The organism is Mesorhizobium sp. B3-1-9 (assembly GCF_006439595.1).
Taxonomy (GTDB): Bacteria; Pseudomonadota; Alphaproteobacteria; order Rhizobiales; family Rhizobiaceae; genus Mesorhizobium.
The window spans coordinates 17,780-33,013 of record NZ_VFTJ01000034.1 but is presented as its reverse complement, the minus strand read 5'-3'; the positions used below and the strand labels follow the sequence as shown (position 1 = coordinate 33,013).

At 57.0% G+C, this 15,234-nt stretch carries 16 protein-coding genes and 2 pseudogenes; 6 read left to right on the top strand and 12 right to left on the bottom strand.

Going from position 1 to position 15,234, the window contains the following annotated elements; genetic code table 11:
• The first annotated feature begins 1,535 nt into the window (after positions 1-1,535).
• Together FJW07_RS30795 and FJW07_RS30790 are read left to right on the top strand one after the other, a co-directional pair.
• Positions 1,536-2,186 (top strand): hypothetical protein, encoded by a 651-nt coding sequence (locus FJW07_RS30795; RefSeq protein ID WP_140860518.1) that lies wholly within the window; start codon positions 1,536-1,538, stop codon positions 2,184-2,186.
• A gap of 70 nt (positions 2,187-2,256) precedes the next feature.
• Positions 2,257-2,622 (top strand): DUF3768 domain-containing protein, encoded by a 366-nt coding sequence (locus tag FJW07_RS30790; RefSeq protein ID WP_140860512.1) that lies wholly within the window; start codon positions 2,257-2,259, stop codon positions 2,620-2,622.
• A 26-nt stretch (positions 2,623-2,648) separates the two neighbouring features.
• On the opposite strand, the gene FJW07_RS30785 is transcribed toward FJW07_RS30790, so the two are convergent.
• Entirely contained in the window at positions 2,649-2,912 is a 264-nt protein-coding gene (locus FJW07_RS30785; RefSeq protein WP_140860505.1) for a helix-turn-helix transcriptional regulator, read from the bottom strand.
• Positions 2,913-3,076: 164 nt separating this feature from the next.
• On the opposite strand from FJW07_RS30785, the gene FJW07_RS30780 reads away from it, so the two are divergent.
• Together FJW07_RS30780 and FJW07_RS30775 are read left to right on the top strand one after the other, a co-directional pair.
• Positions 3,077-3,433: a hypothetical protein gene (locus FJW07_RS30780; protein ID WP_140860498.1), complete on the top strand. Its 357-nt coding sequence runs from the start codon at positions 3,077-3,079 to the stop codon at positions 3,431-3,433.
• Positions 3,434-3,525: 92 nt separating this feature from the next.
• Entirely contained in the window at positions 3,526-4,530 is a 1,005-nt protein-coding gene (locus FJW07_RS30775) for a hypothetical protein (protein WP_210239933.1), read from the top strand.
• Positions 4,531-4,677: 147 nt separating this feature from the next.
• On the opposite strand, the gene FJW07_RS30770 is transcribed toward FJW07_RS30775, so the two are convergent.
• From FJW07_RS30770 to FJW07_RS30760, 3 genes and pseudogenes are all read right to left on the bottom strand, one after another.
• Positions 4,678-4,986 carry a hypothetical protein gene (locus tag FJW07_RS30770; RefSeq protein ID WP_140860486.1) on the bottom strand — a complete coding sequence of 103 codons (309 nt, stop codon included), beginning with the start codon at positions 4,984-4,986 and terminating at the stop codon, positions 4,678-4,680.
• 230 nt (positions 4,987-5,216) lie between these two features.
• Positions 5,217-5,500 (bottom strand): annotated as a pseudogene (locus FJW07_RS32220) (PilZ domain-containing protein).
• A gap of 47 nt (positions 5,501-5,547) precedes the next feature.
• Entirely contained in the window at positions 5,548-6,795 is a 1,248-nt protein-coding gene (locus FJW07_RS30760; RefSeq protein ID WP_140860533.1) for a GGDEF domain-containing protein, read from the bottom strand.
• Between the two features lie 655 nt (positions 6,796-7,450).
• On the opposite strand from FJW07_RS30760, the gene FJW07_RS30755 reads away from it, so the two are divergent.
• Positions 7,451-7,660: a DUF982 domain-containing protein gene (locus FJW07_RS30755; protein ID WP_246680922.1), complete on the top strand. Its 210-nt coding sequence runs from the start codon at positions 7,451-7,453 to the stop codon at positions 7,658-7,660.
• A 119-nt stretch (positions 7,661-7,779) separates the two neighbouring features.
• Here FJW07_RS30755 and FJW07_RS30750 read toward each other — a convergent pair whose 3' ends face one another.
• The gene (locus FJW07_RS30750) at positions 7,780-8,700 is read right to left on the bottom strand and encodes an AraC family transcriptional regulator (protein WP_140860478.1); all 921 of its coding nucleotides are present in this window, start codon (positions 8,698-8,700) and stop codon (positions 7,780-7,782) included.
• 95 nt (positions 8,701-8,795) lie between these two features.
• On the opposite strand from FJW07_RS30750, the gene FJW07_RS30745 reads away from it, so the two are divergent.
• The gene (locus FJW07_RS30745; RefSeq protein WP_140860476.1) at positions 8,796-9,863 is read left to right on the top strand and encodes an aldo/keto reductase; all 1,068 of its coding nucleotides are present in this window, start codon (positions 8,796-8,798) and stop codon (positions 9,861-9,863) included.
• Between the two features lie 129 nt (positions 9,864-9,992).
• On the opposite strand, the gene FJW07_RS30740 is transcribed toward FJW07_RS30745, so the two are convergent.
• The 7 genes and pseudogenes from FJW07_RS30740 to FJW07_RS32345 form a co-directional block, all read right to left on the bottom strand.
• A complete protein-coding gene (locus FJW07_RS30740) occupies positions 9,993-11,567 on the bottom strand; it encodes an IS66 family transposase (RefSeq protein WP_140860474.1) in 1,575 nt (524 codons plus the stop codon).
• 69 nt (positions 11,568-11,636) lie between these two features.
• Positions 11,637-11,990 (bottom strand): IS66 family insertion sequence element accessory protein TnpB, encoded by a 354-nt coding sequence (gene tnpB / locus FJW07_RS30735; RefSeq protein ID WP_140860472.1) that lies wholly within the window; start codon positions 11,988-11,990, stop codon positions 11,637-11,639.
• Positions 11,987-12,361 carry a transposase gene (locus FJW07_RS30730; RefSeq protein WP_246680921.1) on the bottom strand — a complete coding sequence of 125 codons (375 nt, stop codon included), beginning with the start codon at positions 12,359-12,361 and terminating at the stop codon, positions 11,987-11,989. Before FJW07_RS30730 ends, tnpB begins: the two co-directional genes overlap by 4 nt.
• Positions 12,362-12,549: 188 nt before the next feature.
• Positions 12,550-12,902, bottom strand: a pseudogene (locus tag FJW07_RS30725) (HipA domain-containing protein); the annotation flags it as partial.
• Positions 12,903-13,062: 160 nt separating this feature from the next.
• Positions 13,063-13,350, bottom strand: a complete 288-nt coding sequence (locus FJW07_RS30720; RefSeq protein WP_140860468.1) for a PilZ domain-containing protein — start codon at positions 13,348-13,350, stop codon at positions 13,063-13,065.
• A gap of 63 nt (positions 13,351-13,413) precedes the next feature.
• The gene (locus FJW07_RS32350; RefSeq protein ID WP_281405350.1) at positions 13,414-13,992 is read right to left on the bottom strand and encodes a GGDEF domain-containing protein; all 579 of its coding nucleotides are present in this window, start codon (positions 13,990-13,992) and stop codon (positions 13,414-13,416) included.
• On the bottom strand, positions 13,989-15,149 hold the full coding sequence (locus tag FJW07_RS32345; protein ID WP_281405349.1) for a PAS domain-containing protein: 1,161 nt from the start codon (positions 15,147-15,149) through the stop codon (positions 13,989-13,991). The genes FJW07_RS32350 and FJW07_RS32345 overlap by 4 nt, the downstream gene beginning before the upstream one ends.
• Positions 15,150-15,234: the final 85 nt, after the last annotated feature.

Below are 15,234 nucleotides of genomic sequence, written 5' to 3'. Positions count from 1 at the left end.
GGCCAAAAGTGTTACCCATGTCTCCGGTATAAACCGTAACCCATGTGTCCGGAACGGACCGAAGAAGGGATGGTGCCCAGAGGCGGAAAAGGCAGAGCGCTGGAAAAACCGAACAGAATCAATGGTCAAGCCGACCCATTTGGCGCGTCCTGTGTAACACCGATGTGGTGTAAAGTCGAGCCGCAACGAACTTATGTATAAATTCCGTAGAACGAGTTCGCTTTCGGTTCCAGGCTCGAAAGGCAAAGCCAATTGTCTGCGCGGCTGGCTAAGCTAGACATACCAAGACCTGTACCTTGCTTGGGAGCGTTATCTAGTCACTTGACTGTTCGTCTCGTCTGGTGCAGGGTGCAAACACGGAGCCGCCACGGGCAGCTTGCGTAGATCCTGACAGATACCGAGAACGTCATTGGCGAACCCCTATCGGCTCGCTTGGTGGCTGTTGCTCGGCAACTACGAAACTTCACCAGCGGTGAGGTCAGGGATGCTGCGCGAGGTTTTCATTGAAACAGCAATCACATCCTGGCCCACCACTAACAGGGACTGAGAGGATGTCGATAGTGCAGAACCGTATCAAAACTCCGAATGTGGCGGAAATCGCATTGGAGGTCTTCTTCATCGGAACGGATGTGGAGGACATCGGATGATAATCCCCTTTCCAATAAAAAAGGAACTGCCAAAAAACGGACTAGATTTAATTGAGACAGAATCTCGCCTCATGAGGCTCTTGTTAGACCGCCTGCTAAAGTCGCAGCCAGACGTGTTCATTTTCGAGTCAGCCTTCAGCGACGTTGCACGAATGATGTCCGACGTTAAGTCAGGAAAACCGTATAGACCTCCGTTCGAGTCAAGCATTATGCTTGTGCGTTCCATGTGTTGCGAAGACGGCGATTTGGTTCGTTGCGGGCGACGTCTCCTCGACTTTTACGGGATGGTGCATCACGTTTCTGATCTCAGCAAACGCCCCCTACCAGTGGTCAAGTTGGTACAGATCGCAACTATCGCGTTGGGAGTCGAAAATGGCCTCACGTTCACGAGAATTATCGAGGAGTCGGGCGAGCCAACAGAGGTCATGCTCATCACCAGTGAAGCGGCGTTTGAAGCAAAGTATAGCGCTTCGGTCCGGGTGATTGTTCACGCTCCGCTTTCGACGAAGCGCGGCCGTAAACGGCATTTGAGCAGCGCGCGGTAGGTTCGGAAAACGTTCGCGACAGGTGCCGGGTACACTCCGGCACCTATCAATAAAGAGCTCCTATAACCACTGCCAAACTGCACCAGCGCGTCTGCGGCCAACCATTCTAACGCGGCGCAGCGCCAACAGCTCTGCGAGTCGGAAAAGCAACCTGTGGTTGACTTAGGCATAAATTCCTGATACCTTGATTGCGGCGAGCTGCGTTGGTTGATGCGGCTAGGCCAGTACTTAACAGGAGCTTGAAAATGCCTTTGACAGACCGACCCGGCGCCTTGTGTCGGCAGCCAGCACAGCACATCAAAGGGGGCCTTCCGGTCCCCTTCTTCTTTTTTGGAGGCAGGCCATGAACGTCGCCTCTGAAACCACACCCTCGCTGATCGTCTTCGGAAGGGACGAGACCCGCAAGCCACATGCGTCCAAATTTCTATTGGCTGACGTTGAAGCGGCCGAGGGCGCAGCGAAGCTGATGGGAATGCACTCGCACCGGATCGAACCCGGAGCAGCTGCCGACATCGTCATGCGGCTGCCTCTGGGCAAGCTGTTCGACAGCGGCAAGGCGTTTGTGCCGTTCGTCAGGGGCGAGGTCTATACCCGAATTGCAGCCCTAGCAGGCGTAGCTGACGAGCCGCTAGCAGGCGTCGCTGACGAGCCGCGCCGAGCCTCGACCGGCACCGATGACCCTGAAACCGCCGAAAACGCTTCAGCGGGCTCGCCTGAGGCCGTGGCGGGCCATGGCAATGGCGGCCAACCGGCCGGTTCGGGCGATGGTGGCGGCGACGGCGGTTCACCTGACCCGTGGGGCAAGCTCGCGGTCGGCGACATCGTGCTCGCGTCGGAAGGCCCCGACGAGGGTTATTTTGAGGCCCGCATCATGAAGGCCAAGGCGAAGGGGATCTTCACCCTGAAGTTCCGCGATTACCCGGACTCCCCGTCGATCGATCGCAGCTACTACCAACTCGGCCTGATCCACCCCCGCCAACTGGCGAAGAAGTAACTCGCCCTTGCAACGGGCTGGGCTCGTCCTGGCCCGTCACCCTTCAAGCAATCCAGCCAAGGAAGCACACATGACCTGCTCACAAGAGCGCGTCGATCGAGCCAGTGCGGCCGATCGGAGGACGCGCATTCGAACCCTCAACGACCAACTGCGGCAGACCGGCGTCGGCGGCCGCATGGTAATGACCGCCGGTGTCGCCGCCCTTCCTCCAACTGACATCGCTGCCATCCTGCTGGCCGTCGCCAATTTCGACGGCTTCGACCAGGACAACGACCCATGGGGCGAGCACGACTGTGCCCTTCTGCACGTGGGTGAACGGCAGCTGTTCTGGAAAATAGACTACTACGACCGGTCTCTCACCAACGTTTCACCGGACCCGGCCGATCCTGCCGTCACCATTCGCGTCATGACGGTCATGCTGCCGGAGGAATACTGATGCAGGGAAGCGCGCTTTTCCCGACATCATTTGCCTGCCTTCCGACCCGCCCTCAGAGATTTTGGGCTGTCGCTGCCGTCAGGCGGAATGAGCAGAAACTCGGCCACGTCCACTGCCAACGCGGAAGCCAAGCGATCAAGCAAATCGACGGTTGGATTGAATTTGTGGGTTTCTATCTCGCTGATAGTTCCCCGATCAACCTCGGCGTCGAGAGCAAGGGTTTCCTGACTTATCCGCTTCGCGGTTCGAATGCGTCGAAGATTCCATGCGATGCGGCTGCGTCCATCCATGGGGAAGACGCGACCAACTTGCAGGCCACTAATCTATCGGATATAGCCGACACATTCGGCAATTCTACTGTTCGCCGCGAGGGCGCGTCGAAAGAAATGTCGGGGGAAGCAGTACCTCTGCTGGAGGTGACTGTTGGGGCGAATATCGGTTCTGGGGGTGGGAAATGAAAATCGCAGTCGGGATAATTGGAATTCTGCTCGGCTTGGTGTCGATGCTGCAGTCCTGTGCAGTGGCGACCGGTGGAAGCCTCACATCGAACCACGACCTCGCCGGAGCCGGGTCGGTAGGTTTGTTGGTGGGCTTACTGTTTTTCATTGGCGGTGCTTTTGCGTTCGGCCTGCCACTCGTCTCGGCCATCATATTCGTCGTCGGCAGCCTGTTCGCGTTTATCGCCGCCAGCAGCTTCACCGACATGAAGATTTGGGCGTTCGCCGACCTGATCCTGGCCGCCATGGCGTTCTTCGCATGGCGAAGCGCGCGGGGAGCCCGGCTCAAAACATCAGGTGAGGTTTCGAAGTGACCGCCCGGACTTGTAAACAGGGCAGGCATCCATGGCGCTCAGCCGGTATCAATGCTCCTATCAGTCGCCTTGCGATCTGGCTGGCTTGGGGGTTGGTCTTCCAGATCGCCCCTGCCGATGCCGAAGAAGCGCCAGCAGTCGCAGCTAAGCCCACATGCGACGAACTGGTCCAAGGCGGCAACTATTTTCATGGAGAAGCACTTGAGGATTTAGGCGTTGCCCAGATTGACGCTCTGCTGGAGGTAGCAAGAGCGTGCAACCCTGAATCATCAACGCTTGTAAACTCCGGCGATCTTTTAGGCCTTGCGAACTATGGCGTTTCTCTGCGAGCGCTTGTGAGCAACCTTGAGGACGCGCGAAAACAGGCGTCAAGGCGTGAGCAGGAGCAAGCCAAGACGGAAGCTGGGAAGAAAGCCCTCATCAAGTTGGCAGAACGGGCTCGAATGCTGCCGCCTAATTATTCATCGGAGGCGGCTTTGCACGAGATAAAAGCCGAGATGTTCAGGATTCGGAACGAAACTGCCGAGGTGTGGGAGTCCGATGAATGGAGGGAGTTGGACAACACTATTGACCAAAAGGCTGACGCTATCCGAACGGCAGACGCGCAACCGGCAAACCCGTCGTCAAATCCACCGGCGCTCCAAAATTTCGCCAACCAGAGTTCCGCAGACACCCGCATATCGGAAATGACTTGCTCAGTGAGAGGCACCGCCATTCTTGGGGTGCCTAACATGGGATCAGAGGACCCCGAAAACGAGGTGGAAGTCGGACTTACCTCCGCCGGGGATTTCATTGTCCAAGGCAAACAGATTGCTGCGGTCGATGTCGTTCGGAATGGCGGGACAATCACCTTTTCGATGATCTCGGTGGAAGACTATTTGCTCGCCGGTTCCAAGGACGCAACCGGCGCTCCAATGGGTCTCAGCGAGGACGAGAACATGCAATTCCAAGCGATGCAAAAAATGTTCATCGGCGGAGCTTTGAATGGCCGCAAAAGGTTTGCGATCTACGACGTCGCCAACAGCCGCTTGAGTTTCGCAGACGCCGATCGGGAGCAATTCAAGAACGTCACCGCAGCGAACTGTATGGCCAACTGAGGCTTCGGAGTGTCGCCTGTGTAGGCGTTGCGGATTCGGTACTGTTGCCGTTGCGGCTCGCGAGGCGTCGCTAATGTGATCTGCGGCTTGTTCCAACTCTTTCACGAACTGGTGGCGAGACATCGACGTAGCTTCCTTTTGATGGCGCTATTTGCGCAACTCCTGACCGAGCGCGTTGAGAGCTTTGGTTATGACATCCACCGCCTGCAGGTTGACCGCAATTTCGATGTCTTCCCCCAATGTTTCCAAGGTCAGCACCCTACCTTTTCTTGACCATCGCTGATCATGCCGATTGAGACGCCCGTCGGCATATGACGCGGTTTCTTGAGCATGTGCTTTCTCCTTCAAATACGTGCCGTGAAAGTCACGTAAGCCGCTTCTGGATAGCTCCTGACAGGGCGTCAAGCGGCTGTTGAAGTTGCCCGTTGAGCACATCATCTCCTTCAGCGCCTTCACCGCATCGCCCTTGTGGAGGGCAATGAACTTATCCGCCGCGGTTTGAAGGGTGGCCTCTTGGCGGCTTCGCCGGTCACTTAGCAGGTCATCGGGGGACTTAGAATCTGATCAGACCATTGTGCTGGAGGACATACAAAAGGATCAACGCCACCCCGACCCCACATATCCATAAGATGGCTTTGTTCATTTCGAATATCCGGTCAGATGCCATGCCAGATATAGCCAATCCGTCAGCCATAGTGAAGCTTCGGCTTGGTTTCGGTGCCGGTAAATTGAACGTCGATCCTGTCGTTCTTCCGCCAGCGCATAACGCACCGGTAAGCGATCCCGTCGACCGGGACGTAGAGTAGAAATTCTGCCGGAACCCTAGTTTCAACCGGCACTTTCAATTCTGCTCCAGCCGCGTGTTGATTGCGCATCGTGCACGTGGTTTCCGAGTTCGTAATGCTGGTGATGACGTTCGCGCCCTTGAGAACACGCTGCGATGTTTGCTACGGTGTTCCTTGTTCGGCAACGCAGATCCTCCAGGCTCAATCAAGGCGCCGATCGACCCTCGAGGCATCACCGCGTCGAGTGAATATGTTTGCGCCCCGCCGGATCCGGTCTGTGGAGCAGAACCCGGTTCCGGCCCGTTTGCTTGGCCAGATAGAGTGCGGCGTCGGCTTGACGCTGTAGCTGCTCCGATGAAATGGCCTCGTCAGCAGTCTGAACTGCAACGCCAATGCTGAGGGTGACGCTGCGCGAGACGCGGGATCCGGGGCTACGCAAAGCGGCGGCCTCAATGCTCATACGAATTCGCTCAGCCACAGAGACAGCCTCTTCCTCTGTCACTCCGGGCAGGAGCACGAGGAACTCTTCGCCACCGTAGCGCGCCAAGTGATCGCGATCGCGCCTGATGTTTTCCTGGATAATTCTGGCGACCTTCACCAGACAGCGATCGCCCTCGGCGTGGCCTAGATGATCGTTCAGCTTTTTGAAGTGATCAATGTCGCACATCAGCATCGCGGCACCGTCGAGGCAACGTTTGTCATTTCCCCACAGGCGGTCAAGCGTTTCAGTCATCCAGCGCCGGTTGGCGACGCCCGTGAGCGGATCGGTCTTCGCCAACAATTCCAGCCGATCGTTCGCTTTAGCCAATTCGGCGACCCTGCGCCGGTCGCGCAATTCAAACAGGAAAGTCTTCTGAGCGAGAATTGTCATGATGCGCCGTGCTGCGACCGTCGCGAAGATACCGCTGGCGAAGAACAGCGTTCCAGCGACGGCGCTCCCATGCTCGATGGCCGGGTTCTGCACCTGAAACACGAGGTACAATCCGAGCGCCTCCGCGGCAATCGTGACCGTCCAGGCCAGCGGGATACCGAAGATAATGATGGCTGTAATGGCCACGAACAGCATGACGTTCAATTGCCGTTCATAGAACTCGCCGCCAGCGCCTACGCCGACCAAGGCTACCGACAACAAAATCAGGAACATACCTACAATCAGCGAAGTCGCTTCGAGCCAGGAGGGGCGCGGTTTTCGCCATGCGAGAACTACTGCGATGACGACAGGCGGGATGATAGCTCCAGGCAGGAGCATGGACTGTGCGATTGCGCGTGGGAGCATCAGCATGTTGAGCGCCAGCGTCAGCACATCCAATACGGCCACCCAGATCATCCAGGCGCGGATGATCTTCGAAGTTTGCGACCAGACTCGTGCGCGAAACAGACGCTTAATTTCACCTTTAAGGCGGATATCTCGCGTCCGGCGTGCCAGCAGCCGGTCAACTTCGGCAGTTAAGGCAGGGTCATCCTGCACATCGAGGTGCATGAGATCTGACACGGTCGATAGGCCTACGCTTTCTCCTGATCATCCGTTCGAACCCATCCGGGGTTCCGCAAAGCGCGAGTCTGTCAAACTATCCTGAAGATTTCATTTCTAGGCATGTGTATTCCAAGAGCCTAGGTCTGCGGCCATGGGGAAGCCTTTTCAGCTATGGCATCATCGGCGGCGAACGTCATGGTGGAATCCGTTCTATCGGGCTCGCCTTCCGATTTCTCTGGCGCTCCTTTGCGCAGCGTCCCTCGCACACGTCGTGACAGACACCCAGCACCTGCTTCCAAGTGTCCATTATCCCGGCACCTCATCGACCACCATCGCCGTGCGCAAGGTGGGTTGTGACATCAAGGGGAACATCAGTGATCGCGGCGAGCACATCTATCATGTTCCCGGTCAAGAAGTTACTCGGCGACACGCATCAACCCTGCCCGAGGCGAAAGATGGTTCTGCTCCGAATGGGAAGCGTGGTGGGCTGGGTGGCGAAAAGCGAAGGTATGACTTTGCGGACTTCACTTTCACCTCTCGGTGGCGATTGTCTGCGCGATACTCCTTTTGTCTGCATGGCCCTAAGTGTGGTGATGGAACCGTTAATTAAGCAGTCGCTTATATATGAATGTCGCTTCATTGGTTTTCGCCGCCGGTCTCCGTGACGACCAGCCGCCCCGGCGTCACGTACCAGTGCAACAACGTCGAGGGGGCCGCTGAGCAGCTGCTGCAATGGACCAAGCGTGGCCCTCGGTGGCACAGCGCGGTGCAGCTCTGCATGGATGCCATGATCGATCAGGTGAAAGCAGACGTGGTCCGCAGGGCGTTCATCGAGGCTGCCAAGGAAGAGGGGAAACTACTGCCTCCCTGACACCCCAATGACGGCTCTATTCCATGTCCGGCGTAACCGATGTGCCAATCACACCCTGGCGAGAGAGTTCCGTATTCGGTCCTATAGGTCGGAAGCGGCCCCAATGCAAAACGTATTCTTTAAAAGTCAAGGTTTTGCAAACGGAAGCTGGAAGGGTTGATGCCGAACGTTCTTTTGAACGCGATACTGAAAGCTGTGTCAGAGCTGTAGCCAACTGAATATGCGACATCCACGATAGAATGACGTTCCCGTTTCAAAGATGCGGCAGCCACCATCATACGCCAATGCGTCAGATAGTCGAGCGGCGCTCTCCCGACACGTTCCTTGAACTTCAGCGAGAAGGCCGTCCGCGACATTCCCACCGCTTGCGCAAGAAGATCGACAGTCCAGCGTCGGCTTACATCGCCATGCATCAACGATAGAGACGCTGCGATCTTGGGGTCTGTCATGGCCGCGAGCCATCCTTGAACAAAGTCTCCCTTGGATATGTAAGCACGGATAATGTGGACCAGAACGAGGTTGGCAAGGCTGGACGCCGCGATGAAAGTCCCAGGAGCACCGTGTCCGTTGCTTTCGAAACTTAACAATGGCAGCAACGCTTCAAGCTGTTCACTCCCAAGACTTCCCTTCGCGATATGAACAATCGGCGGCAGAAAGCTCAACAAACCTGCCACTCGATCATCTGCAAAAGAGAACCTTCCCGCCGCTGCTATCGTGAGTTCACCAGCATTCCCAAAGCGAACGATACCGTCTGAACCGATGTGTTCATTGAAAATTGAAGCTCCATCCATAGGCTGAAGGCTGGGATCGGACGCAACGCAGTAAGACTTACCATTGGTCAAAAGGTAAAAGTCCCCGGCCTCCAGCCGAATGGGCTTTCCTTCATCGACCCAGACCCACCGACTTCCTTCGATGACGGTGCCAAACTTCATGTGCCGATAGGTGGGATAACGGATCGCGTGCGGCCCCCGCGTTTCCAGGCGAGACGACAGGACGCTATCGATCCGCAGAAGCCTTAGAATATCAGATAAAGGGTCCAAATCTGAACGCTCGAAAAGATTATATGGGGTTTAGCTTATAGCGGAGGTCGTTACGGGAGGCCATACCCTACCATGGAAACAATGGGAGTATTAAGATGCTTTACGCTAAACTTGGTAATACGGGTGTCTTCGTGTCACGCTTCTGCTTAGGCGCTATGACGTTTGGTGGGGCAGACAACCCAGCAGGCAACGCCATCGGTAGACTGGGACAATCAGAGACGGACGCTCTCGTCGGCCAAGCCCTCGACGCAGGAGTTAACTTCGTTGACACCGCAGACGTATATGGCGGCGGAGGCTCGGAAACACTACTTGGCCAGGCATTGAAGCATCGACGTCACGATGTGGTTCTCGCCACCAAATTTAGCGGGCGTGCAGGCCAAGGGCCCAATCAAGTTGGCCAATCTCGGCTCCATCTGATGAATTCGCTGGAGCAGAGCCTGACTCGGCTTCAGACCGATCATATCGACCTCTATCAGATACACAATTTTGATCCATTCACACCAGCAGAAGAAACGTTGAGAGCGCTGGATGATGCGGTGCGCCAAGGAAAGGTGCGCTACATCGGCTGCTCAAATTTGGCCGCTTGGCAATTGATGAAGGCGCTCGACCTATCGAACCGGGATAAACTCGCGTCTTTCGTTTCGTTACAGTCCTTCTACTCCCTGGCGGGTCGCGATATCGAGGATGAACTCGTCCCCGCAATCACCGACTCGAATGTGGGATTGCTGTGCTGGAGCCCGCTTGCTGGCGGGCTATTGTCTGGTAAATTTGATCGCCAAGGCGCTATGGACCCTTCTTCGCGCCGAGCCAAGATTCAGTTTCCTCCGGTCGATGACACTAAGGTGTTCGACATCATTGATGTTCTCAAACGTGTTGCCGAGAAACACGAAGCAAGCGCCGCTCAAATTGCTTTGGCATGGCTGCTTGCACGCCCATTTGTCACCAGCGTCATAGTTGGCATAAGACAACCGGAACAGTTGGCAGATAATCTCAAGGCCTTCCATATCGCATTAACGGACGATGACCTGAAGCATCTTGACGAAGTGAGCCGCTCCCCCGCCCGCTATCCCGGTTGGATTCAAAGCTACAATGCCAAAGGACGCGTACCTCAGGGTTACGAGTTTGAAGGAGCAACTTGGTCGCTAGGTGAGCGTCCGAGCTAGTGCTTCTCTGCAAGAGACGCACCCCGTGAGATACTGAGACTTTAAGAGGGTGAAGTAGTTGAGGGCTACGGCGGCTATCCGCTATTCGGTGCATAGTTGCCGTAGCCTTTGTGGCGTCAGATACTGTTGTCACCGGCTACAAATGCTTTGTGCGGTGAAATAATTCCATGGCAGCAGCTCATTGATCCGACTCTGCTTATGACCGTTGACTATGGCAGTGAGCGTGGTGGTCAAATAGGCAAGTGGATCGATGGCGTTGAGTTTGCATGTCTCGATCAGCGAGGCGATGGTCGCCCAGTTCTCGGCTCCGGCATCGTGGCCCGCGAATAGTGCATTTTTACGATTGAGGGCAATCGGCCGGATGGTTCGCTCGACGCTGTTGTTGTCGATCTCGATGCGGCCATCGGTCAGGAAGAGCTTCAGGCCATCCCAGTATTTGGCGATGTAGGCCAGAGCTTCGCCGAGTGGAGACTTCGTTGCAACACGGGCGCGGTGATGGACGAGCCAGGTCTGCATGGCGGCGATCAGCGGCGTTGACCGCTTTTGCCGTCCAGCAAGGCGAGTGTCCGGATCAAGGCCACGCAGTTCGGCTTCAATCCGATAAAGTTCCCCAATCCGTTTGACGCCGTCCTCGGCAATGGGTGCTGAGCCGCTGCGGGTGATCTCAACCAGCTTGCGACGTGCGTGGGCCCAGCAATAGGCAAGCCGAATGTCTGCATCGACACGGTCAGATGCGATCAGTCTATTGTATCCGGCATAGCCGTCGACCTGCAGGATGCCGGAGAAGCCCCGCAGTATCCGTTCGGCATGAATGCCACCTCGACCGGGAGCGTAGGTGAAAGCGACGCCCGGCGGAGCACCGCCATTCCAAGGGCGGTCATCTCTAGCCAGCGCCCAGAAGTATCCTGTCTTTGTCTTGCGCGAGCCGGGATCAAGGACCGGAGCACGGGTCTCGTCCATGAAGAGCTTGGTCGAGCGCTTCACGTCGGCAATCAGGGCATCGAAGACGGGGCGCAATTCGAACGCTGCGCGGCCGACCCAATCGGCAAGGGTGGAACGGTCGAGATCGATGCCCTGGCGGCCGATGATCTGGGCCTGTCGATAGAGCGGAAGGTGATCGGCATATTTGGAAACCAGAACATGGGCAACGGTCGCTTCGGTCGGTAAGCCCGCCTGGATCAGCCGTGCCGGAGCTGGGGCCTGAACGACGCCGTCGGTGCAGGCACGGCACGCATACTTGGGCCGACGGGTGACGAGGACACGGAACTGCGCCGGGACCACGTCCAATCGCTCGGAGACATCTTCGCCAATGCAATGCAGGCACCCGCCACAGGTGCAGAGCAGGCTTTCCGGCTCGATCACCTCTTCGACACGGGGAAGATGCTTTGAAAGGGAGCCGCGATTGATGGCGCGTGGCTTGGTGACTCTGCTCCCGACAGGAGCGTCCGCCTCATCCTCGGCATGGATCACCGCCATGGCGGTTTCCAGGTCTTCCAGTGCCAGATCGAACTGGTCGGCATCAGTCTTCTCGGACTTGCGCCCGAAGGCGGCCTGCTTGAAGGCCGCGACGAGCTTCTCCAGCCGCTCGATCCGCTCATCCTTGCGGGCAATCTGGGCAACCTTATCCGCTTCGCGTGCCTGCGCCGCGATCAGCATCGCCTTCAGGGCATCAACATCATCGGGAAGTTCGATGGCATCCAGCATGGCCAGAACTTACCAAATCTCAAGCCGATTTGCCTTTGGAATTTGCGGCCCTGAGTCGTCGTGCCGCAGCTACTCGATGGTCTCCGGCGTCCTCGCCTTGACCGCATGAACCCGCCGCCAATCGAGGCCAGCAAACAGCGCTTCGAACTGGGCGTGGGTCAGCGTCATCAGGCCATCCTTGATGCCTGGCCAGGTGAACGTGTGCTCTTCCAGCCTCTTGTAGGCCAACACGATACCTGAGCCATCCCAGTAGATCAGCTTCAGTCGATCTGCCTTACGAGATCGGAACACAAAGACCGTTCCGGTAAACGGGTCCTTGTGCAGCTCGTTCTTTACCAGCGCCGCCAATCCGTCGTGACCTTTACGGAAGTCCACGGGCTTGGTCGCCACCATGATCCGCACGCGGTTCGATGGAAAGATCATGCTGTGGCCACCAAGGCACGCGCGATGGCGGCGATCCGGGCGGCCGACGCCCCTTCCTCAAGACGGATCGTGACCGGACCGAGGACGATCTCGGGGCGGCCAACCGCCTTTGGCGACGATTCCGAAATTGGCGGATCGACGATCACCGCCGCGAACTCTACCGCATCCTCCGGCTCTGGCAGGATCAGCTTGCCCCGCCGCGCCATCGTCCGCCAGGTGGAAAGGCTGTTGGCTCGCAATCCGTAACGCTGTGCAACTTCCTTGACCGTCGTGCCAGCCCTCAAGCTTTCCGCAACAATCTTAGCCTTGACCTCGTCCGGCCAATGTCGGTGAGCCTCACTTCCAAGCTTTCTGGTTGTGAGAAACTCCAATGAGGTCTCCATGGAGAAACTCCCGTTCTTCATCCATAGAAAGTCAATCACAAATTAAGCGGCACCGAGCAATGTGGGGGAGGAACACCGGTTACTGTCCGGCACGTCCCCTCCAACAAAGAGCGCACTCGGCACGCCACTTCGCGCCTTTGTCCTCGTTTGCGCAGTTGGAGCTGCGTCCCACTTTCGGCGCAGGTACTTAGGATGGGAGTCATGACCTGGACGTGCTCGTCAATGCGCTCAAGGACCTTAGCAGGACCATTTCGCGCTCAGGCAGACGCCACCACTGCTCGTTGACCGGCGCGACCGTTTTGGCCACCGCGTCAAGAACAGCCGGTTGGGCTAGCCTCGCGCGCTTTGCGAACGCCTTCCACCGCGACGCTGTCAGCGCCTTGAACAATCGCTCCCCTCCGAGCGACAGAGCCATGGAGTCGGCGGCGACATAAGGCACGGTTGAGAGTACGTCATAGATTGGAGCGAGCGCTGGGCCAGTGCCAAAGTCGGGATATATCAGCGACCAGTTCTTCAGGTGCATGCGCCCATATGACGACCAGATGAAACCGCGGTAGGCTATGTCTGCTTGTCACCGAGCATCAAGTGGTAACCCATGTCCAAGCTGCCTATGATGGTCAGCCGCTTCAGCCGCTGAATAGAAGGTCGCAATGGTTATGGCCCGGCCCAAGCAGCGCAACGCCGGGACTTCAGCCATAGTGAAGACGAGGCTTCGGCAACGTTCCAGTGAATTGGACACCGATCCGATCGTTCCTGCGCCACCGCAGAACAGTTTGATAGGCAACGCCATCGGTTGGCACGTAAAGGACGAACCGTTCAGGCACCCGCGCTTCGACAGACACCTTGAGTTCAGCTCCGCCGCTGTTCTGGTTTCGGATCGTGCAACTGATTTCGGAGTTGGTGATCCCGTTAATGATCGCCGCGCCTTTCAGCACTCGCTGACGCCGCACTCGGCGACTCTCGGCTTCTGCAACCATTGTGACCTCCGTCAGATCACCCCCATCCCATGACAACTGGCAACTACGTTCGATCTAGGGCGCTTAGCTGCGTCTCATGACGACTGCAGCCGCCTCGGGCTCATACGCTTTCCAACTGCCGCGACCTTTCACCTTGGCTTGGTAGAGCGCCCGATCAGCATTCTTAAGCAACCCTTCTGGGTCGGCATTGTCCGTCGGAAATACAGTGTACCCCATGGTACCACCCGGGAGAAGCGTGACACCGTCGATCTTCAACGGTTGCACCAAGTTCTTCATGATGCGCGTCATCAGGCTAATGTCTCCCGTGCCATCAGTGGGACCGTACATCAAGACTCCGAACTCATCGCCGCCCAGCCGAGCTGCCATGTCACCCCGCCTGACTGCTTTCTCCAGACGCCGTGCGACCTCGACCAGAAGGGTGTCTCCAGCGGCATGCCCAAAGTTATCATTAACCTCCTTGAACCTGTCGAGATCAAGAAGAACGACAACAAGCTCGCCGTCTTCGGAGCACGCCTTTGCAACTAATCGTCCAAGTTCCCGGTTGAAACAGGCGCGGTTTGGCAACCCCGTGAGTGGGTCGTGCAACGCCTGATATTCCAGGTTCTTCTCGAAGGTTCGTCGCTCCGTTATGTCGGACATCATCCCAAAGTGCAGCCGTTGGGCAGGAGCTTTGTACGTGAAGAAAAGATTCTGCCGTCCGCAAGTTCGATCAATTTTTCACCACCCTCGCGAAGGGTGGCCAATTTCTCGCGAAGATGGTTGTCGAAGGTATTGCCGGGGCCGACAGTCTCTTCCCCGAGCTTGACAGAGGCCCGGATGATATCGGCAAAATGAACACCGGTCACCCGCAGGTGCGCAGTGCGCGGAAATAGCTCTCGAAAGCGGCGATTGCAGAACAGAACGCACCCGTTCGGATCGTACATGACGAGCCCGTCATTCATATTCTCCAGCGCTTGATCCAGGTGAGCCTGAGTCTCCTCGAGTTTCATCTGAAGCGTTTTTTGGAGGGTCATGTCTCGGTTGTGGGTGATTAGTCCTACTATGTCGCCTACGCGGTTTGCGACTGGCACCTTCAGAGTGGAAAGCCACCCCGGTGAGGCATCCGGGCGAAGCCCGGGCTGCTCGATAGTCACGTGGTGTCCACCGCGAAGCACCACCAGCTCATCATCTCGGAATTGCTTCGCCAATTCCAAAGGGTAAAAATCAAAATCCGTCTTGCCGAGCATCACCTCCACGCTGGAAGCCCGCATCAGGTGTGCGGTAGCCGGATTTGCGGCAAGAAATCGCCCTTCAGTATCTTTGATGTTCAGACAATCCGGCAGTGCGTCAACCATTGAGCGATAGAGCTCGTTAGACCGAGAAAGCTCGCGCTGCTTCTCCTCGTGCAGTAGCAATGCTCCTAGCAGCAGCGTGCCGACAAACGACAGCGATGAAGGTGCCCAGAGTTCTGGTATCCGGATGCCTTGCCTTGCTGCAGGTACAGTAAGGACCAGCAGTGAGCTGCTCAAAGCAACGGCTGCCGCCAAGAAGATGAGATCCCTGTATCGGGCCTGTCGGTTCCGCCGCAAAAAATAAGCTACCAGCCCTACGGCTGTTGAGAGCATGATGCCTACGACGCCCGCTGATACCGCGCCGCCCATATAGAGGCGATAAATCAAAGCCGCCCCTGCCGCCATGACAGCGGAAGGCACACCGCCAAAAAACCCGGTCACGGCTATCAACGGCCCGCGAAGGTCATTGTATATGCCGGGGGGCGCTTCGAACGCCAACATCATGGAGCCGATTGTGCCGGTCGTCATAGCGACACCGAACAAAAGCCGCTGGGGGGTAGGGGTAAGCCGTGCAACGAAATCACCGGCCGAAGACCACGCAACAAGCATGACA